Below are 18,190 nucleotides of genomic sequence, written 5' to 3'. Positions count from 1 at the left end.
ATAGGGAAAAACCAAACGCGTTTAGGGGAGGCTTTTATGCAGGACGATCCGAAAACCCTCGTTTCTACCGAATGGCTTGCCGCCCATCTCAAGGACCCGGATCTGCGGGTGCTGGACGGGTCGTGGTATCTGCCTCAGCAAGGGCGGGACGCAAAGGCCGAATATGACGCGGCCCACATCCCCGGTGCGAGGTTCTTTGATATTGATGATATCTCGGACCACCGCTCGGACTTGCCGCATATGGCGCCCCCGGTCGAAAAGTTCATGTCCCGCCTGAGGGCGATGGGCGTGGGCGACGGCCACCAGGTTGTTGTCTATGATGGGGCCGGTTTGATGTCTGCCGCCCGTGTATGGTGGTTGTTCCGGTTGATGGGGCAGGAAAACATCGCCGTTCTGGATGGTGGTCTGCCGAAATGGCAGGCCGAGAGACATGGGATCGAAGATCTGCCGCCGGTGATCCGCGACCGCCACATGACCGTCCGGGTCCAGAACCATCTGGTCCGTGACGTCACGCAGGTATCTGCCGCCGCCAAGCTGGGAGATCATGAGATCATCGACGCGCGCTCTGCGGACCGCTTTGCCGGAACCGGGACAGAACCGCGCGAAGGTCTGCGCCCAGGCCGTATTCCAGGGTCGCGCAATGTGCCCTTCGGCACGTTGCTGAACAAGAACGGCACGATGAAATCACCCGAGGAATGCCGCGCCATCTTCGAGTCCGCAGGTGTGGATCTGTCGAAACCAGCCATCACATCCTGCGGGTCGGGTGTGACCGCCGCAATCCTCAGCCTTGCGCTTGAGCGCATGGGCAAGAAAGACCACTCGCTTTATGACGGCTCCTGGGCCGAATGGGGTGCCTTCCCGACCCTGCCCGTCGCAACCGGAGAGAACTGATGTTCGAAAACCTCAAACCGCAGCCTGCCGACAAGATTCTGGCGCTGATGCAGGCGTATCGCGAAGATCCGCGCGATCAGAAGATCGACCTGGGAGTTGGTGTTTACAAAAATGCCGAGGGCGTGACCCCGGTGATGCGTGCGGTGAAAGCGGCCGAAAAGCGCATCCTGGAAGAGCAAGAGAGCAAGGCCTACACCGGATTGGCGGGCGACCCGGCTTATGCCGATGCGATGATTGGCCTGATCCTGGGCACCTCGGTTCCACGCGGCAACATCGCTGCCGTGGCGACGCCTGGCGGAACCGGTGCCTGCCGTCAGGCATTTGAGATGATCCGCATGGCCAACCCCTCGGCCCGCGTGTTCGTGTCGAACCCGACATGGCCCAACCACCTGTCGATCCTGAACTATCTGGGGATGGAGACGGTCCAATACCGGTATTTCGACGGTGAAACGCGTGGCGTCGATTTCGACGGCATGATAGAGGACCTGAAAACCGCGAATGCGGGCGACGTGGTCCTGCTGCACGGCTGCTGCCACAACCCGACCGGCGCCAACCTGAACATGGTGCAGTGGCAGGAAGTTGTGAACCTGATCAACGAGCGCGGCCTCGTGGCGATGATCGATATTGCCTATCAGGGCTTTGGTGACGGTCTTGAGGAAGACGCGCAGGCAACCCGACTGGTGGCCTCTTCGGTCAAACGCTGTCTGATTGCAGCGTCCTGCTCGAAGAATTTCGGCGTGTACCGTGAGCGTACTGGCCTGTTGATGGCCATCAGTGATGACCCGGCGCAGACAGCCCTTAACCAGTCCACGCTGGCCTTCCTGAACCGTCAGAACTACTCGTTCCCGCCAGATCACGGTGCGCGCGTGGTGACGACGATCCTGAACGACGAAGCCCTGCGCGCTGACTGGGCGGCTGAGCTGGAAGAGGTGCGCCTGTCCATGCTGGGCTTGCGCCAACAACTGGCAGACGAGCTGCAGGCCCAAAGTGGGTCCGATCGCTTTGGGTTTGTCGCCCAGCACCGCGGCATGTTCTCGCGTCTGGGGGCGGCACCGGAACTGGTCGAAAAGCTGCGCGCGGATCACGGCATCTACATGGTTGGTGACAGCCGGTTGAACATTGCTGGCTTGAACGCGACGACGGTTCCGATTCTGGCCAAGGCGATCGTTGACGTCGGTGTCTGATTCAATCCAATAAATCAGAAAACCCGGGCGCGAACGTCCGGGTTTTTTTGTTTTCCGGTGGCTGGCTCTTAGCCTTTCGAAAACTCTGGATAAGCTTCCATACCCAGTTCTGCCATGTCGAGGCCGTTGATCTCGTCTTCTTCGCTGACGCGGATGCCGACCGTCGCCTTCAGAATTGTCCACAGGATCAACGCGCCAACAAATGTGAACACACCATAAGCTACGATACCGGTCAGCTGTGTGATCAGGTTTGCTTCGCCGTAGAAGATCACGGCGATGGTGCCCCAGATGCCTGCGAACAGGTGAACCGGGATGGCACCGACAACGTCGTCGATCTTGAACTTGTCCAGCATCGGAACCGCGAAGACCACGATGATGCCACCAACTGCGCCGATCCACAGCGCTCCGAACAGGGTCGGGGCAAGCGGTTCTGCAGTGATCGAGACCAGACCGGCCAGCGCGCCGTTCAGCACCATGGTCAGGTCAGGTTTCTTGTACAGCACCTGCGTCATGATCAGGGCTGCGATAGCACCAGATGCGGCGGCCATGTTGGTGTTGGCGAAGATGCGCGACACGTCGGATACGTCACCTACGGTGCCCATCGCCAGTTGCGATCCGCCGTTGAAACCGAACCAGCCCAGCCACAGGATGAACGTTCCCAGAGTTGCCAGCGCAAGATTGGAACCGGGCATAGGGTGGACTTTGCCGTCCTTATACTTGCCAATACGCGGGCCAAGGATCAGGCAGCCCGCCAGAGCGGCCCAGCCGCCGACCGAATGCACAACTGTCGAACCGGCGAAGTCGGAAAAGCCCATGGCATCCAGCCAGCCGCCGCCCCATTTCCACGACCCCGAGATCGGGTAGAGGATACCAGTCAGCACGATGACGAAGACCAGGAAGGGCCACAGCTTTATGCGCTCGGCCACGGCACCGGACACGATGGACGCGGTTGCCGCCACAAAGACCAGCTGGAAGAAGAAGTCCGAACCGATAGACGCGTAATCTAACGCCGCGTCTGCGGGCGCAACACCCACGGCATCAAGTACGGTCGGACCGCCAAGGGCAAAGAAACCATTAAAGTCGCCCGGATACATCGTGTTGAAGCCGACCAGCCAGTACATGATCGCGGCAATCGAAAACAGCGCGATGTTCTTGATCATCTGCATGGCGACGTTCTTGGAACGCACCAGACCGCCCTCGAGCATGGCAAATCCTGCAGCCATGAAGAAGACAAGGAAGCCTGCCATAAGAAACAGCAGGGTCGTAAAAATATACTGGGTGTGCAGCGCAGCTTCGCCCTCGGCGGCCTCTTGCGCCAGACCCATCTGCGGCAGCACGACAAGCGCGGCGGCTGGGATGAGAGATTTCATCAGGTTCATTGTCAGTCCTCGAATGCTTTGGAGTGGCGGCGCTTACAGCGCCTCTTCGTTCGTTTCCCCGGTCCGCACGCGCAGCGCCTGCTCGACATCAAGGACGAAAATCTTGCCGTCACCGATCTTGCCGGTCTTGGCGGTTTTGGTGATGGTCTCGACGATTTGGTCGGCCATCGTGGCGGGCACCACGATTTCAAGCTTGATCTTGGGCACGAAATTCACCGCGTATTCGGCCCCACGATAGATTTCGGTGTGGCCCGATTGCGAGCCGAAGCCCTTGATCTCGGTCACCATCATGCCGCGCACGCCGGCTTCGGTCAGTGCCTCGCGCACCTCCTCCAGCTTGAACGGCTTGATTGTCGCAATGATCAGTTTCACGTCTGTCCCCTCTTCCTGTCCGGCGGAACCGGTTTGTTTGCACCTGCAGAAAGAGAGCGTGACTGACCGCTGTTAGAAACGGTCAGGGCGGGTGAACGCAGGGGAAAAGGGGGTGAGGTGCACAATTTTTGCACAAAAAAACGTTTCTGCCCAAAAATCGGGCGAACTATAGAGGCCGGTTAGCGGAATTTCATACCTCTACTTCGCGCCAGTGGCAGGGTATGGTGCCTCAAAATGATAACCGGGCAGAGTTTGAGCATGACTGAGTCCAGGCGTCGCAAGACATCGCTTGTTGCGGACAAAAGATACCCTTCAAAGGGGCGTAAACCCGCTGCAACAAAGCGGACGACAAAGCCCGCCGGCAAGAAGGCGACGGCGCGCAAGACGTCGACTCGCAAAACCGCCCGGAAGAAAACCCGCAAGACGTCCGGTGGCGGCGGCGGCTTCTTTCGCCGCATGTTCCGTTGGATTTGGCGGTTGATCTGGGGTGTGACCTGGCGTGTGGGCGCGGTGGCTGCCATGCTCTTGGCTTTGGCGGTTGGGGTTGTCTACTCCTCTCTGCCTGACGTCGATGCTTTGCTAGACGGTCGGGCGCGCGGGTCGGTGACCCTGTTGGATCGGGACGGCAAGGTCTTTGCCTGGCGTGGGGACCAATTTGGTGGGGTGATCACGGCCGATACCGTCTCGCCGCATCTGAAGAACGCGGTCGTCGCGACCGAGGACAAGCGGTTCTATCGCCATTTCGGCGTCAGCCCGCGCGGTGTCGCAAGCGCTGTGCGCATCAACCTGAGCGAAGGGCGCGGACCGCTGTCGGGGCATGGTGGGTCGACCGTCACGCAGCAGACGGCCAAGCTGTTGTGTCTGGGTGTGCCTTATGAGCCCAGTGAATGGGAATCCGAAGCTGCCTATGAGTCCGATTGCCGTCAAGGCTCGCTTTGGCGCAAGGCCAAAGAGGCGGTCTATGCGATGGCGATGGAGGTCAAGTATTCCAAGGACGAGATCCTGACCATCTATCTGAACCGGGCCTTCCTGGGCGCGGGTGCGCGCGGGTTCGAGGCGGCAAGCCAACGCTATTTCGGGATTTCGGCGGCTGAGGTCAGCCCGTCGCAGGCTGCTATGCTGGCTGGTCTGCTGGTGGCACCGACGCGCTATGCACCGACGAACAACCTTCAACGTTCGCAGGATCGAGCGCGGCTGGTGGTTGGCCTGATGGAGGCACAGGGGTATCTGACCTCGGCACAAGCAAGCAGTGCGCGCAGCAATCCCGCGCAACTGTCCGAAGCTGCTGCTGCGCGGGCCGGCGGTTACTTCGCCGATTGGGTGATGGCCAGCGGGCCCGAGTTCTTCACACGCAACACGACCGAAGATGTGGTGATCCGCACCACACTGGATCAACGTATCCAGAAATCGGCCGAAGAGGCGCTGCAGTTCATCTTTCAGGAGAAGGTCCGCGAAGGATCAAAGGCGCAGGCCGCGATCGTGGTGATGTCGGCGGACGGGGCTGTGCGCGGCATGGTTGGCGGGCGCAAGACCCGCGTGTCCGGCGCATTCAACCGAGCCACGCAGGCGCTGCGGCAAACGGGGTCTTCCTTCAAACCCTTCGTTTATGCCACTGCGCTGGAACTGGGGTATTCACCGCTGGATACGGTGGTGGACGAACCCTACTGCGTGAATATTCCGGGGTCTGGCCAATGGTGTCCCAAGAACTACACCAACAAGTTCTATGGTCGCGTTACACTGGCAGATGCATTGAAAAACTCGCTAAACATCCCGGCGGTGAAAGTGGCTGAGATCGCAGGGCTGGACAATGTCCGCACGGTGGCCAGCGAATTCGGTATCGATAGTGATCTGGCGCAAGGCCCCGCTCTGGCGCTGGGCGCGTCGGAAAGCACGCTGATTGAGATGACGGGGGCTTACGCCGGCATCCTGAACGGTGGCTCGGCGGTGGAACCCTATGGGCTGACCGAATTGAAGCTGTTGGGCGATCAAACCCCGGTCATGGTGACGACAACCGGCATTGGTGAGCGGGTCATCAACGACAAAGCCGCCAAACAACTGACGTGGATGATGGAGCGTGTCGTGTCCGAAGGCACCGGTGCGCGCGCTCAGTTGCCCGGTTGGCAGGTCGCGGGTAAAACCGGCACGACGCAGGCTGCGCGGGACGCGTGGTTCATCGGGTTCACGGCCGATTACGTAACGGGCATCTGGATGGGCTATGACGACAACACCCCATTATCCGGTGTGACCGGAGGCGGGTTGCCGGCTGAAATCTGGAAAGAAACCATGCTGCGCGTGACCGAAGGCATGACACCGACGCCGTTGCCGATGCTGGCCCCGGACCCACCGGTCAGAACAGCGCAACCGCAGCAACAGCGCCGTAAGAACCAAACCGGGTTGGATCGGGCTATCAACAATCTGCTGAACAACATTTTCGGTGGAAATTGAAAAAGGCGGTGCGCTGGGCACCGCCTTTTGAATTGAATGTGGGTCCGATCAGAGGCTGTCGTCGAGCGCGCCCAAAATGGCGTCGCCCATTTCCGTGGTCGAAACCGGCGTGACGCCTTCATCTGCCAGCAGGTCGCCTGTGCGGACACCGTCGGCCAGTACCTTCTCGATTGCGGCTTCCAGACGGTCCGCTTCTTCAAGCTGATCAAAGCTGTAGCGCAGGGCCATGGCGAAGCTGAGGATACAGGCGATCGGGTTGGCTTTGCCCTGACCGGTGATATCCGGGGCCGAACCATGGACCGGTTCGTACATCGCCTTGGGGCGGCCATTCGCCATAGGAGCACCCAACGAGGCCGACGGTAGCATTCCCAACGAGCCGGTTAGCATCGCCGCGCAATCCGACAGGATGTCGCCGAACAGGTTGTCTGTCAGGATGACGTCGAACTGTTTGGGCGCACGCACCAACTGCATCGCGCCATTGTCGGCATACATATGGCTCAGTTCGACCTCGGGGTAATCCTTGGCCACACGGTTCACAACTTCGCGCCACAGGATGCCCGATTCCATGACGTTGGCCTTCTCCATCGAGCAGACCTTTTTGTTCCGGCGCATTGCCAGCTCAAATGCCGAGCGCGCGGCGCGTTCGATCTCAGATTCGGTGTAGCGCTGGGTGTTGATGCCAACACGTTCATTGCCTTCCTCGAAGATGCCGCGCGGCTCGCCGAAATAGACGCCCGAGGTCAGCTCGCGCACGATCATGATATCGAGGCCGGCAACGATGTCTTTCTTCAGCGACGAGAAATCGGCCAACGCGTCAAAGCACTGTGCCGGGCGCAGGTTGGAATACAGGTCCATCTCTTTGCGCAGGCGCAGCAAGCCGCGCTCGGGCTTGAGGCTGAAATCCAGATCGTCGTATTTCGGGCCGCCCACAGCACCCAGCAGAACCGCGTCAACCTCTTGCGCTTTGGCCATCGTCTCGTCCGACAGGGGCTTGCCATGCGCATCATACGCGGCACCACCGACCAGATCCTCGCTCACGTCGAATTCCAGGCCGCGTTTCGCACCGAACCAGTCGATGACTCTGCGCACTTCGGCCATGACTTCGGGGCCAATTCCGTCTCCGGGCAGGATGAGGAGCGAGGGGTTGGACATGAAGGATCTCCTTGCGTTTTACAGCACAGGCCCTAGCGCCTGTGCGGCATCGGGTCAATGAGACGATCCCGCCTGACGGCAAGGAAAATACAGGTTTGTTTCCGTTAGCGTCTGAAAATTGCGTCAGGTCTGCTTTGCAGGCCAGATCATGGCGCAAAGTGCCGTATCAGCGAGGCAGTGTCAGGTCGACCCAGATCAGCCGATGACGGCTGGCGCTTTCGGCGGTTTTGCGTTCTTCAGAGCCCGCGACGGGCCAGTGCACCCCGGAATCCACCACCTGCCATTGGGCCGATGGCAGGACGTAATCGACCCGCATTGGACCAACCAATTTCCAGACCACCGTTGTCAAATCGCCTGAGGGGTCTGCGGGTGAAGGGTCCTGAAGGCGGGGGTCGTTCAAAAACTCTCGGATCGCCTCCTTGCGTCCATCACCTCGCACTGGGTCCAGATTGGCGTCACCCGCGATGACAAACAGACGATCGGGTTTGCGCCCGACTGCCCCATCCATCACTGCGGACCAAAGGCGGATCTCGTCCTTGTTCCTCAGTCCATTGCGATCCTCTGGCCCGTCAAACACGGGGGGTGAGGCATGAAAAGTCATCAAATCCAGCTGCCCTACCGAAGTTTCGATGGGCACAATCCAATGCGCCACGGATGAGAGCCGCTGAACGTTCTGCGCCGGTTCTGATGGGTAGGGGCCTGCGTCATGTTGAGGCAGTTCAGCGCCGGGCAGTTCCAGCCATAGCAGGTCGGACAGGTCCTGAATCTGATCCGAAGCGATGGGATAGCGGGACATCACGGCCAGCCCGCCCTGACCGGTGAACCGACCCCAGCCTTGCGCGTCGCCGGGGCCGTTGGTGCGACCATCTCCGTCCAGATCAAGATCCGTTTCCAGGCCGGAATTTGGTTGGGCTGCGAAAGTGTAGGGGTAATCCAATCCGGCCTCGCGCAACCGATTTGCCAGCGCCGCCAGCGCCAGCCCCTCGAAATCCCAGTCGATCCCCTGCAACGCAATGATATCGGGGCGGGTGTCCGCCAAAACGGCAACAACCGCCATCACCTGATCATCACCGCGGTGAATATCCCGCAACAGCAATCCCGGACCATCGCGGCTGAGTTCTGTGTTGTAGGTGGCAATACGGATCGTCTCTGCCTGTGCCACAACGGGCAACAGCAGCAGGATCAGAATGCGGATCATGCGGTCTGGGTAGACTCGGCTGTGGAATAGGCGCGCCGTTTTTCGACGATCAGATTGGCAATGCGCAGGGTCGCCATGCCACGCATGATCATGCTGGCCGGTAGGAAGGCCCAGGCGCTGAGCGTCCAGATCAGGGTCTGAGGATTGCTCAGTGAGATCGGATCGGCATAGTCAGTCAGCAGTTTGATCAGCGCCGGGATCAGGAACGGCAGCAGTATACCGATGCAAATGTTCAGCCGACCGTCGCGCTGCAGGCGCGTAACTACGTCACCGCCTTTGGTGGGGTCGAACAAGGGAAGATTGGTCCAGACATTGAAGGCGCCATTTCCGGTCGGCCAGCCGCGCACTTTCACCGCATAGGCAAAGCTGGCGATCGTCACCAAAGCAGCAACATACGCGACGCTGGCAGAAATACGGACAAGTTCGATCAGGGGGGCGCTTGCGTCAGTCGGCAGCATCAGGATGATCAGCCGTACTGGCGAATAGGGAAAGTCGACCACATTCGCGACGCCCACGCCGAAGGAATAGAAAACTGTCGTCAGGCCGGTCGGCGTATATGCGTTTTTGCAGATCAACGTCAGGAACGTGACCATCGACATCAGGCCGACAAAGCGCAAACGGTTCACAGGTGGCGCATCGCGGAATTCGATAAAGCTGGGAAAGGAGGAGTTGTATTCAGCGAATGTCAGGAAAAACGCGAGAATGGCGAGAAAGACGACAATCTCGGTCCCATTCGTTGACGTTACAGGCAGGTACAACGCGGGCGTCAGCACCAAAAGTGCGACCAATAATCCCCGAATCGCCGCCCCTGTTGTGCGCGCAATCACTATCCAAACCCTTTCAAACCGGATTGACCGCTTCTTTGACGGTTTCGTCCCAACTTGTGCCCGATAATTATTATTCGACGGGTGCCTCTATTATCGCCAACACTGACGATAAGCGGCAATCCGCTCAAGCCAAGCTGCAGAAAACACGGAATTTCAGGCAAAAAGATGGCGAAACTGGTGCGCCTTTGCATCATTTCCGTCGCAAATTCGGCGTGTATCAGAGGGGGAACACCACATGTTGTGGTTGCCGGATCAACAACCCCAAGAACGCGAAAGGGGTCGCCCAGGCGACCCCGATAGGTTGAGTATCCACAGATTCGTTCTTGGAATCACACCCAGGGGCGGGCCTGGCTTGCGTGATCCTCGAATTTGTCGATGTGGTGATCTTTTTCCATCGTCAGGCCGATATCGTCCAAACCATTCAGCAGGCAATGCTTGCGATGTGGGTCGACACTGAATTCGATCACAACGCCATCCGAGGTGGTGATCTGCTGATCCTCCAGATGCACGGTCATGCGGGCGTTTTCGCCTTTATGCGCGTCTTCCAACAGGATCGCGTGGTGTTCTTCTTCGACCACGATGGGCAGGATGCCGTTCTTGAAGCAGTTGTTAAAGAAGATGTCGGCAAAGCTGGTCGAGATCACAACCTTGATGCCGAAGTCCTTGATCGCCCAGGGCGCGTGTTCGCGCGACGAACCGCAGCCGAAATTGTCACCGGCAACCAGAATCTCTGTCTGACGATAGGCGGGTTTGTTCAGCACGAAGTCTTCGTTTTCGCCACCATGTTGATGGTAGCGCATCTCATCAAACAGCACGACACCAAGGCCGGACCGTTTGATGGTTTTCAGATGCACTTTCGGAATGATCATATCGGTGTCGATATTGATCAGCGGCATTGGGGCGGCCACCCCGTGGACTTTGTCAAACTTTTCCATGTCTACACTCCTGCGAGAGAGGGCCGCGCCCGTATCCCGCGTTTAAGCTTGTTTCGCTTCTGTTGTTGCGTCGTTGGGTGCGTTCCGGATAAAGAACGCCATAAAGACCAGGCCGAACCCGTTGAACAGCATCTCAATGCCCAGGAAGATGCCCAAAATGCTCAGCAGCACCTGAGGATCGCTTCCCACATATGTCCAGATGATGCCCGCGAGGACGATCGACAAGATGCCCGAGATCATCGTGGGCCAGAAAAACTGTGTTCCTTTCATCTGGAACGACAGAATGACCCGCGCGATGCCGCCTGCCATGAACAGGATCAGCATCACGGTTGCCAGTGTCAGGGTTCCCTGCAGCGGGTGATCCAGAAAGGACCAGCCCAGAAACAGCATCACCGCACCCATGATGAGTGACAGAATTTTGTTGCCGGTACCTTCAACCGTAAAGCCGCCAACAACTTGCAGCGCGCCCGAGATCAGCAGCAACACACCGGTTACCACCGTCACGGCGACAGACGCCACAACTGGCGCGCCCAGTACAAAGATACCGAACGCTATGGACAGAAGCCCCAGCAGGAGCCATTTGACCCAGTCACTCATGTTTTCAATCCCTCAAATATCTAGATGTGATGGGACCTTACATCAATTCACGTACGTCTGTCAGCCGTCCTGTGATTGCCGCTGCGGCAGCCATTGCAGGGCTCAGCAAATGGGTGCGTCCGCCCCGGCCCTGACGGCCTTCGAAGTTGCGGTTTGAGGTCGCTGCACAGCGTTCGCCCGGCTGCAGTTGGTCAGGGTTCATCGCCAGACACATCGAACATCCGGCCAGACGCCATTCGAAACCGGCATCCTTGAAAATCTCGGCCAGACCTTCTTCTTCGGCCTGCGCCCGAACCAGACCCGAACCTGGCACGACCATGGCACGCATGCCGTCCTTGACCTTTTTGCCCTTCAGGATCTCGGCCGCGGCGCGCAGGTCTTCGATGCGGCCATTGGTGCAGGATCCGATGAAAACGGTGTCGATCTCGACATCGCTCAGCTTTTGACCAGCTTCCAGACCCATGTACTCGATCGAGCGGCGGGCTGCGTCAACCTTGCCACCTTCAAAATCTTCGGGGTTCGGTACAGTTGCGGTGATCGGCAGTACGTCCTCGGGGCTGGTGCCCCAGGTCACGACAGGCGCGATGTCTTCGCCGCGCAGGGTGATGACCTTGTCGAAATGCGCGTCATCGTCGGTAAACAGCGTTTTCCACCATGTCAGTGCTGCTTCCCACTGGGCACCTTTGGGCGCGTGGGGACGGCCTTTGACATATTCATAAGTGGTCTCGTCTGGCGCGATCAGGCCGGCGCGGGCGCCGCCTTCGATCGCCATGTTGCAGACGGTCATGCGGCCTTCCATCGACAGATCGCGGATCACTTCGCCGCAATATTCGATAACATAGCCGGTCCCGCCGGCAGTGCCAGTCTCACCGATCACAGCCAGAGTGATGTCCTTGGCGGTCACACCGGGCTGCAATTTGCCGGTGATTTCCACCTTCATGTTCTTGGACTTCTTCTGGATCAGGGTTTGCGTGGCCAGAACATGTTCAACCTCGGACGTGCCAATGCCGTGGGCCAAAGCACCAAACGCGCCGTGGGTGGCGGTGTGGCTGTCGCCACAAACAACGGTCATGCCAGGCAGCGTCCAGCCTTGTTCGGGGCCGACGATGTGAACGATGCCCTGACGAACGTCATTCACCGGGTAATAGTGAATGCCGAAATCTTTTGCGTTCTTGTCCAGTGCTTCGACCTGAATGCGCGATTCGGGATTTTCGATCCCGTTTACGCGATCCGCAGTGGTCGGAACGTTGTGATCCGGCACAGCGATGGTCTTTTCCGGTGCGCGCACCGGACGGCCCGCCATGCGCAGGCCTTCGAAAGCCTGTGGGCTGGTGACTTCGTGCACCAGATGGCGGTCGATATAAAGCAGGCAGGTTCCATCATCGGCTTCATGCGCGACATGGGCATCCCAGATCTTGTCATAGAGTGTTTTGGGGGACATCGGTCCTCTCCCGTATGTAATGAGAAATAGCTGGCGAGTGGCTGGGCGCCGCTTATAGGCGGGCCAGAACCGTGCGGGCGGCCCCAAAGAACCGTTCACGCAGGCGCGTGCGGTCTTGCAGTGTCGGAGCAGGGGCCAAATAGACTCTCATGCGCCTCAGATATATCGCGTGTGCCCGTCAATCAAGGTTCAATCCGGCCTCGGGCTTGCATCACCCCGAGTTGCTGTCCAAGCTGCGGGTCAGGAGACCTGTATGAACCAAGACCTGATCCCCAGCTCGCTGTCGGAACTCTATGAAAACATGGTCGCGGGGTTTTCCGTGCAGTTCGGCAAACTTGTTGATCTGATCGTCACGCCGGGTTGGCGGCGGCACCAGTTGATCATCATTCTCGCTCTGTGGGCTTTGGCATATGTGCTCAAGCTGGTCACGCAAAACCGGTGGGAAACCTGGGCGCGTGCCCGCACCGGCTGGCCCAAATGGCGGCTGCGCACTCTGGTTCAGCTGATGCAGCGCCTAACACTGGTCTATTTCGTTTTGTTGTCCTGGACGCTGTACCTGTTCATGCAGAATGTGACCTGGCCGTCGCACAGTTACATTATCGGCGTGATCGCGACATTGGCCGCCGCTTGGCTGGCGATCGCGCTGGTGGCGCGACTTGTCCGCAACCGTACGCTGCGGCGGATCTTTAAATGGGCGATGTGGGTCTATGCAACGCTGGTTGCGCTGAATTTGACCGATGACGTAGCCGAGTTTCTGGACGGCGTAGCGATCTCCATCGGTGATTTGCACATCTCGGCACTGGGAATTCTCAAGGCCGCATTGCTGATCGGCGTGCTGCTGACGTTGGCCCGCATCGGAACCCGCACGGCCGAGCGGGGATTGCAGAGGAACGACGACATCACGCCTTCGATGCAGGTTCTGTTGGCCAAAGGCATTCAAGTTCTGCTGTACGGAGCTGTCTTTATGGTGGCCATCCGCACGCTTGGGTTTGATCTGACTGGCATCGCGCTGTTGTCAGGCGCGATCGGCGTGGGCATCGGTTTTGGTCTTCAAAAGGTTGTGTCGAACCTGATTTCCGGGATCATCATCCTGATGGACCGCTCGATCAAACCGGGCGACGTGATCTCGTTGGGTGACACATTCGGATGGATCAACGCGCTGGGCGCGCGGTATGTATCGGTGGTCACGCGGGATGGGCGTGAATACCTGATCCCGAACGAAGACTTGATCACCAATCAGGTGGTGAACTGGTCGCATTCGGACCGTTATGTGCGTCTGGATCTGGATTTCGGCACCAGCTACGACGACGACCCGCATCAGGTGCGCGCAACCGCGATCCGGGCAGTTAAATCGGTGAAACGTGTTCTCAGCGGCGGTTCACATGAGCCGGTCTGCCATATAACCGGGTTCGGCGACAGCAGCGTGGACTATGTGCTGCGGTTCTGGATCAGCGATCCGACCAAGGGGCTTACCAATATCAGGGGCAATGTTTACCTCGCCCTTTGGGATGCTTTCAAGGCCGAGGGGATATCGATTCCTTTCCCCCAGCGCGAGGTTCGGCTGCTGCCCGACGGCGCAGACTCGCAACAGATCGCCAAAGAGTGAGCACCCGTGCGGCCGCAAAAGCGCCCGTTCATTGAAATGTTGCATTCCCCTTGTTACCTTATTAGTACCCCTGCGCCGGGGTTTGGCGGCGCGCAACAAAGGAGGACTATGTCCTGTCTCTACATACACAGGCGGGTTTGCCCGCCGATGATGGGGCCAATGTAATGGCCCACTCTCAGTCAATCAGCGACAAGCTGCTTGAACGTATCCTTTCCTCACTTTCCGATGACAAGGCCGAAGACGTCGTGCAGATCAACCTGCAAGGTAAGTCTTCTGTTGCGGATCACATGGTGATTGCCTCGGGTCGGTCGACCCGTCAGGTCTCGGCCATGGCGGAAAAGCTGACGGATCGCATCAAGCAGGAATTCGGTTTCACCTCGAAGGTCGAAGGCAAGGATGCCGGCGACTGGGTGCTGATCGATACGGGCGATGTTATTGTCCATATCTTCCGCCCCGAAGTGCGTGAATTCTATCAGCTGGAAAAGATGTGGCTGCCTCAGGGCGGCAGCGCCTCGGCCAACTGAGGCGCCATCCCGGCCTGCATTAACAGGCCGGAGGCGAGAGAAATATGCGTATAAGCATTTATGCGGTCGGGCGATTGCGTGCCGGACCGGAGAAGTCCCTGCTTGACGATTACCTGACCAGATTTGACCGGACCGGCCGCGCGCTGGGCCTTGGTCCTGCGCGCGTGATCGAGGTCGAAGACAAGAAAAACGCAGGCATGGGGGCTGAGGCCGCGTTGCTGCGCAAGGCCCTGCCCAAAGGTGCGGTGATCTGCACACTGGATGAACGTGGGCGGGTGATGTCCTCGCCTGATTTTGCAAAAAAACTGGGTGGCTGGCGCGATGCCGGGCGGCAGGATCTGGCATTGATCATTGGCGGTGCGGACGGAATAGACCCTGATCTGCGGGCCGAGGCTGATTTTTCCATCTCATTCGGGTCGATGGTCTGGCCGCATATGCTGGTCCGTGTGATGCTGGCCGAGCAACTTTACCGGGCCGCGACCATCCTGTCGGGCGGTCCCTATCACCGGGTCTGACATGGCGCAGCTTTTGATCGTCTACCATTCGCGCACCGGCGGCGCCCGTCAAATGGCCCAATCCGCTGCGGCAGGAGCGCGGGACGAAGCGGAAACGATTCTGAAGACTGCAGATCAGGCGACCCCTGAGGATTTGCTGGCCGCGGATGGGTATATTTTCTGCGCGCCCGAGAACCTGGCGGCGATTTCCGGTCTGATGAAAGAGTTCTTTGATCGCTGTTACTACCCTGTTCTGGGCAAGATCGAAGGACGGCCCTATGCCCAGATGATCTGTGCCGGGTCTGATGGCGAGAATGCGGCCCGCCAAACCGCGCGGATTGCCACTGGTTGGCGCTTGAAAGAGGTTCAGTCGCCGCTGATCATCTGTACACATGCGCAAACGCCCGAGGCTATTCTGGCCGAAAAGACCATCCCGCAAAACCAACTGGATGAGTGCCGTGATATTGGGGCTGCGTTGGGTGCGGGTCTGGCGCTGGGTGTGTTCTGAAGATCAGTTCAGCGGGACCAGCGTGGTCTCATCACCCCAGCCATCGACACTGCACCGCGCCTGAATCTGAACCTGAGACACGCCATCTGGAATCGCCACCCCGGACAGGGAGCGTGTAAAGGGCTGCTCATTCTCATGTGGATGATGCAATACGCGCATGCCCAGTTCATTGCCGTCCATGTCCAGAACGCGCCAGCCATCAGCATAGTGATCCCACCCGGTATCGGGATGGCGGATCGTCACATCGAATCGCCACGTGTCACCGCTTTGGCTGACCGCCACTTTTTCAATCAAAGAAGCGTCGGCAAGCGCCGGGCTGGCGAGAAGAAGGCTGAGAATCATATACCGCATGTGGCGATCCTAGGCTGTGTCCGTCGGCTTCGCGATCACGAATCCGTGTCGCCCGGTTGGGACAGCAGGACCAGCCGGGAATGCGACGCAAACTCGCGCCGGTATAGAACGCCAAACGTGATCGCCGTGCCCAGCAACAGCGCCACAGGCCCAAGTATCCAGGCAACGGATGCCAGGGCAAAATAAGTCACGCGCAAACCGCGGTTAAAGCTGCGCGCCGCGGTGACGCAGATCTCGGCCGCTTGTGCTGCGCGCGGATAGGCTTGTGGGTCCGACGGTTCATTGGGCACCGAGGCCATCAGAACCGCGCAATAGCCAAACAACCGATGTGCCCAGACGTATTTCAGGAATGCATTGGCCAGAAAAAGGATGATGATCAGAATCTTTATCTCCCACACCATGGCCGGTGCGCTGCCGATGGCCAGGTCATTGGCGACACCGGCAAGGCGTTCGGTATTGCCCAGCAAAGCCAACCCGCCCCCGACAGCGATCATCGTAGTCGAGGCGAAGAACGTGCTGCCCTGCCGCATCGCCGCGACCACCTGCGCATCGAACATTCGGGGCTGCCGAGTGACCATTTCCCGCATCCACTCTCGACGATAGTCATCCATCATCATCGTGACAGAACTCTTGGTAGGGGAGGGATTTTCGATCCGCCACCCGATCCAGAGCCAAGCAACCAGCAGCACGGCAATTGCCGCATAGTCCAGCGGTGAAAAAAGTTGTGCCCGATCAATCCACGTCATGCGGCGACCTTAGGGCCAGACATGAGAACTTGCCAGATGGAGAAATTGGTAATATTATTTTACCAAATGGAGGATCAGCCATGGAAATGCCAACGCCAAATCCTGACGTTCTGCGCCGCAAGGCCGTGGTTCTTCAACGTTTTTTGCAGGTCTTGCCCGAAGAGGCGGTTATTCATGAACCGTCCGAGACACGCGCTTATGAATGCGACGCATTGACGGCGTATAGGTGCCCTCCGATGCTGGCAGTGCTGCCGTCGACCACGCAAGAGGTCTCGGACGTTCTACGCATCTGCAACGAGGAAGGCGTTCCAGTGGTTCCGCGCGGGTCGGGTACTTCCTTGGCAGGCGGCGCGTTGCCAACAGCGGATTGCGTCATCCTTGGAGTCGCCCGGATGAACGAGGTGCTGGAGGTCGACTATGACAACCGCTTCATTCGCGTTCAATCAGGCCGCACGAACCTGAGCGTGACCGGTGCGGTCGAGGAAGACGACTTCTTCTATGCGCCAGATCCGTCCTCACAGCTTGCCTGTGCCATTGCTGGGAACGTCGCCATGAACTCAGGCGGGGCGCATTGTCTAAAATACGGTGTGACCACCAACAACCTGTTGGGCGTAAAGATGGTGCTGATGGATGGCAGCGTGGTCGAGATTGGCGGCGCGCATCTGGACTCTGGCGGCTTGGACCTGCTGGGTGTCATCTGCGGGTCTGAAGGGCAGTTGGGCGTGGTGACTGAAGCCACGCTGCGCATTCTGCGCAAACCTGAAGGTGCCCGGCCTGTATTAATGGGTTTTGATGATAACGAAGTTGCCGGGCAATGCGTCTCGGACATTATCAAGTCCGGCATTTTGCCGGTTGCGATCGAATTCATGGACACGCTGTGCATCCAGGCCTGTGAAAATTTCGCCCATGCCGGTTACCCCAACTGCACCGCTTTGCTGATTGTCGAGGTCGAAGGGTCCGAGGCCGAGATGGACTATCAGTTGTCAAAGATCATCGAAATCGCCAAGCGCCACAATCCGGTCGAACTGCGCGAAAGCCAGTCGGCCGAAGAAAGCGCGAAAATCTGGCTGGGGCGCAAGTCGGCCTTTGGTGCGATGGGGCAGTTGAACGACTACATGTGTCTCGACGGGACGATCCCGGTTTCTTCCCTACCGGAAGTGTTGCGTCGGATTGGTGAAATGAGCGAAGAATACGGCTTGCCGGTCGGCAACGTGTTTCATGCGGGCGATGGCAACATGCACCCATTGATCCTGTTCGATGCCAACAAACCCGGTGATCTTGAGAAATGCGAGGCGTTCGGAGCTGATATCCTGAAGCTTTGCGTAGACGTGGGTGGCTGCCTGACAGGTGAGCACGGGGTTGGGATCGAAAAGCGCGATCTGATGTCCCACCAATACGCGCCTGCGGACCTTGAGGCTCAGATGGTCATCAAGGATGTGTTCGACCCGAATTGGCTGCTGAACCCGGCCAAAGTGTTCCCATTGCAGGCGTCGAAGTCCCGACGCAACGCGCGGATTGCCGCAGAATAATCGGCTCTAAC

At 58.7% G+C, this 18,190-nt stretch carries 19 protein-coding genes; 8 read left to right on the top strand and 11 right to left on the bottom strand.

Annotated elements, in window-relative coordinates:
• Window positions 1-36: 36 nt before the first annotated feature.
• Both sseA and AC2FLJ_RS11740 read left to right on the top strand, forming a co-directional pair.
• A complete protein-coding gene (sseA, locus tag AC2FLJ_RS11745) occupies window positions 37-891 on the top strand; it encodes a 3-mercaptopyruvate sulfurtransferase (RefSeq protein ID WP_496699657.1) in 855 nt (284 codons plus the stop codon).
• Window positions 891-2,075, top strand: a complete 1,185-nt coding sequence (locus AC2FLJ_RS11740; RefSeq protein ID WP_496705925.1) for an amino acid aminotransferase — start codon at window positions 891-893, stop codon at window positions 2,073-2,075. Before sseA ends, AC2FLJ_RS11740 begins: the two co-directional genes overlap by 1 nt.
• Before the next feature lie 68 nt (window positions 2,076-2,143).
• Here the strand turns inward: AC2FLJ_RS11740 and AC2FLJ_RS11735 are convergent, their stop codons facing one another.
• Both AC2FLJ_RS11735 and AC2FLJ_RS11730 read right to left on the bottom strand, forming a co-directional pair.
• Entirely contained in the window at window positions 2,144-3,454 is a 1,311-nt protein-coding gene (locus tag AC2FLJ_RS11735; RefSeq protein WP_058276558.1) for an ammonium transporter, read from the bottom strand.
• Between the two features lie 33 nt (window positions 3,455-3,487).
• Window positions 3,488-3,826: a P-II family nitrogen regulator gene (locus AC2FLJ_RS11730; RefSeq protein WP_058273036.1), complete on the bottom strand. Its 339-nt coding sequence runs from the start codon at window positions 3,824-3,826 to the stop codon at window positions 3,488-3,490.
• Between the two features lie 258 nt (window positions 3,827-4,084).
• Here AC2FLJ_RS11730 and AC2FLJ_RS11725 point away from each other — a divergent pair, with 258 nt between their 5' ends.
• Complete coding sequence (locus tag AC2FLJ_RS11725) at window positions 4,085-6,271, top strand: transglycosylase domain-containing protein (RefSeq protein ID WP_496699656.1); 2,187 nt, start codon at window positions 4,085-4,087, stop codon at window positions 6,269-6,271.
• A gap of 48 nt (window positions 6,272-6,319) precedes the next feature.
• Here AC2FLJ_RS11725 and leuB read toward each other — a convergent pair whose 3' ends face one another.
• The 7 genes from leuB to AC2FLJ_RS11690 all read right to left on the bottom strand — a co-directional run bounded on the left by leuB (window position 6,320) and on the right by AC2FLJ_RS11690 (window position 12,572).
• On the bottom strand, window positions 6,320-7,423 hold the full coding sequence (gene leuB, locus AC2FLJ_RS11720; protein WP_108861675.1) for a 3-isopropylmalate dehydrogenase: 1,104 nt from the start codon (window positions 7,421-7,423) through the stop codon (window positions 6,320-6,322).
• A gap of 166 nt (window positions 7,424-7,589) precedes the next feature.
• Entirely contained in the window at window positions 7,590-8,621 is a 1,032-nt protein-coding gene (locus AC2FLJ_RS11715) for an endonuclease/exonuclease/phosphatase family protein (protein ID WP_496705922.1), read from the bottom strand.
• Window positions 8,618-9,448 carry a hypothetical protein gene (locus tag AC2FLJ_RS11710; RefSeq protein ID WP_282170875.1) on the bottom strand — a complete coding sequence of 277 codons (831 nt, stop codon included), beginning with the start codon at window positions 9,446-9,448 and terminating at the stop codon, window positions 8,618-8,620. The genes AC2FLJ_RS11715 and AC2FLJ_RS11710 overlap by 4 nt, the downstream gene beginning before the upstream one ends.
• Before the next feature lie 329 nt (window positions 9,449-9,777).
• Complete coding sequence (gene leuD, locus AC2FLJ_RS11705; RefSeq protein ID WP_496705920.1) at window positions 9,778-10,383, bottom strand: 3-isopropylmalate dehydratase small subunit; 606 nt, start codon at window positions 10,381-10,383, stop codon at window positions 9,778-9,780.
• 42 nt (window positions 10,384-10,425) lie between these two features.
• Window positions 10,426-10,980 carry an HdeD family acid-resistance protein gene (locus AC2FLJ_RS11700; RefSeq protein ID WP_109311305.1) on the bottom strand — a complete coding sequence of 185 codons (555 nt, stop codon included), beginning with the start codon at window positions 10,978-10,980 and terminating at the stop codon, window positions 10,426-10,428.
• A 37-nt stretch (window positions 10,981-11,017) separates the two neighbouring features.
• Window positions 11,018-12,421, bottom strand: coding sequence for a 3-isopropylmalate dehydratase large subunit (leuC, locus tag AC2FLJ_RS11695; protein WP_496705918.1), 1,404 nt, complete (start codon window positions 12,419-12,421; stop codon window positions 11,018-11,020).
• A 52-nt stretch (window positions 12,422-12,473) separates the two neighbouring features.
• Window positions 12,474-12,572, bottom strand: a complete 99-nt coding sequence (locus tag AC2FLJ_RS11690; RefSeq protein ID WP_108861670.1) for an isopropylmalate isomerase — start codon at window positions 12,570-12,572, stop codon at window positions 12,474-12,476.
• A 102-nt stretch (window positions 12,573-12,674) separates the two neighbouring features.
• Here AC2FLJ_RS11690 and AC2FLJ_RS11685 point away from each other — a divergent pair, with 102 nt between their 5' ends.
• The 4 genes from AC2FLJ_RS11685 (at window position 12,675) to AC2FLJ_RS11670 (ending at window position 15,553) form a co-directional block, all read left to right on the top strand.
• Window positions 12,675-14,027: a mechanosensitive ion channel family protein gene (locus AC2FLJ_RS11685; RefSeq protein ID WP_496705915.1), complete on the top strand. Its 1,353-nt coding sequence runs from the start codon at window positions 12,675-12,677 to the stop codon at window positions 14,025-14,027.
• Window positions 14,028-14,191: 164 nt separating this feature from the next.
• Window positions 14,192-14,551 carry a ribosome silencing factor gene (gene rsfS, locus AC2FLJ_RS11680; RefSeq protein WP_058276550.1) on the top strand — a complete coding sequence of 120 codons (360 nt, stop codon included), beginning with the start codon at window positions 14,192-14,194 and terminating at the stop codon, window positions 14,549-14,551.
• Between the two features lie 44 nt (window positions 14,552-14,595).
• The gene (gene rlmH / locus AC2FLJ_RS11675; protein ID WP_058273025.1) at window positions 14,596-15,066 is read left to right on the top strand and encodes a 23S rRNA (pseudouridine(1915)-N(3))-methyltransferase RlmH; all 471 of its coding nucleotides are present in this window, start codon (window positions 14,596-14,598) and stop codon (window positions 15,064-15,066) included.
• A gap of 1 nt (window position 15,067) precedes the next feature.
• A complete protein-coding gene (locus AC2FLJ_RS11670) occupies window positions 15,068-15,553 on the top strand; it encodes a flavodoxin family protein (protein ID WP_496705913.1) in 486 nt (161 codons plus the stop codon).
• 3 nt (window positions 15,554-15,556) lie between these two features.
• Here AC2FLJ_RS11670 and AC2FLJ_RS11665 read toward each other — a convergent pair whose 3' ends face one another.
• Window positions 15,557-15,904, bottom strand: coding sequence for a hypothetical protein (locus tag AC2FLJ_RS11665; RefSeq protein ID WP_496705911.1), 348 nt, complete (start codon window positions 15,902-15,904; stop codon window positions 15,557-15,559).
• 35 nt (window positions 15,905-15,939) lie between these two features.
• Entirely contained in the window at window positions 15,940-16,650 is a 711-nt protein-coding gene (locus tag AC2FLJ_RS11660; protein WP_058276546.1) for a DUF599 domain-containing protein, read from the bottom strand.
• A gap of 80 nt (window positions 16,651-16,730) precedes the next feature.
• Here AC2FLJ_RS11660 and AC2FLJ_RS11655 point away from each other — a divergent pair, with 80 nt between their 5' ends.
• Window positions 16,731-18,179 (top strand): FAD-linked oxidase C-terminal domain-containing protein, encoded by a 1,449-nt coding sequence (locus tag AC2FLJ_RS11655; RefSeq protein ID WP_496705909.1) that lies wholly within the window; start codon window positions 16,731-16,733, stop codon window positions 18,177-18,179.
• The last annotated feature ends 11 nt before the right edge of the window (window positions 18,180-18,190 follow it).

This window comes from Ruegeria sp. CDSA034, assembly GCF_059612275.1.
Note: the sequence above shows the minus strand (reverse complement) of the source record. Positions and strands in the feature narration are given on the sequence as shown.

Bases quoted from the DNA above. Each gene is read 5' to 3' on its own strand.
- sseA (WP_496699657.1), top strand. From the start codon at position 37: ATGCAGGACGATCCGAAAACCCTCGTTTCTACCGAATGGCTTGCCGCC.
- AC2FLJ_RS11740 (WP_496705925.1), top strand. From the start codon at position 891: ATGTTCGAAAACCTCAAACCGCAGCCTGCCGACAAGATTCTGGCGCTG.
- AC2FLJ_RS11735 (WP_058276558.1), bottom strand. From the start codon at position 3,454: ATGAACCTGATGAAATCTCTCATCCCAGCCGCCGCGCTTGTCGTGCTG.
- AC2FLJ_RS11725 (WP_496699656.1), top strand. From the start codon at position 4,085: ATGACTGAGTCCAGGCGTCGCAAGACATCGCTTGTTGCGGACAAAAGA.
- leuB (WP_108861675.1), bottom strand. From the start codon at position 7,423: ATGTCCAACCCCTCGCTCCTCATCCTGCCCGGAGACGGAATTGGCCCC.
- AC2FLJ_RS11715 (WP_496705922.1), bottom strand. From the start codon at position 8,621: ATGATCCGCATTCTGATCCTGCTGCTGTTGCCCGTTGTGGCACAGGCA.
- leuD (WP_496705920.1), bottom strand. From the start codon at position 10,383: ATGGAAAAGTTTGACAAAGTCCACGGGGTGGCCGCCCCAATGCCGCTG.
- AC2FLJ_RS11700 (WP_109311305.1), bottom strand. From the start codon at position 10,980: ATGAGTGACTGGGTCAAATGGCTCCTGCTGGGGCTTCTGTCCATAGCG.
- leuC (WP_496705918.1), bottom strand. From the start codon at position 12,421: ATGTCCCCCAAAACACTCTATGACAAGATCTGGGATGCCCATGTCGCG.
- AC2FLJ_RS11690 (WP_108861670.1), bottom strand. From the start codon at position 12,572: ATGAGAGTCTATTTGGCCCCTGCTCCGACACTGCAAGACCGCACGCGC.
- AC2FLJ_RS11685 (WP_496705915.1), top strand. From the start codon at position 12,675: ATGAACCAAGACCTGATCCCCAGCTCGCTGTCGGAACTCTATGAAAAC.
- rsfS (WP_058276550.1), top strand. From the start codon at position 14,192: ATGGCCCACTCTCAGTCAATCAGCGACAAGCTGCTTGAACGTATCCTT.
- rlmH (WP_058273025.1), top strand. From the start codon at position 14,596: ATGCGTATAAGCATTTATGCGGTCGGGCGATTGCGTGCCGGACCGGAG.
- AC2FLJ_RS11670 (WP_496705913.1), top strand. From the start codon at position 15,068: ATGGCGCAGCTTTTGATCGTCTACCATTCGCGCACCGGCGGCGCCCGT.
- AC2FLJ_RS11665 (WP_496705911.1), bottom strand. From the start codon at position 15,904: ATGCGGTATATGATTCTCAGCCTTCTTCTCGCCAGCCCGGCGCTTGCC.
- AC2FLJ_RS11660 (WP_058276546.1), bottom strand. From the start codon at position 16,650: ATGACGTGGATTGATCGGGCACAACTTTTTTCACCGCTGGACTATGCG.
- AC2FLJ_RS11655 (WP_496705909.1), top strand. From the start codon at position 16,731: ATGGAAATGCCAACGCCAAATCCTGACGTTCTGCGCCGCAAGGCCGTG.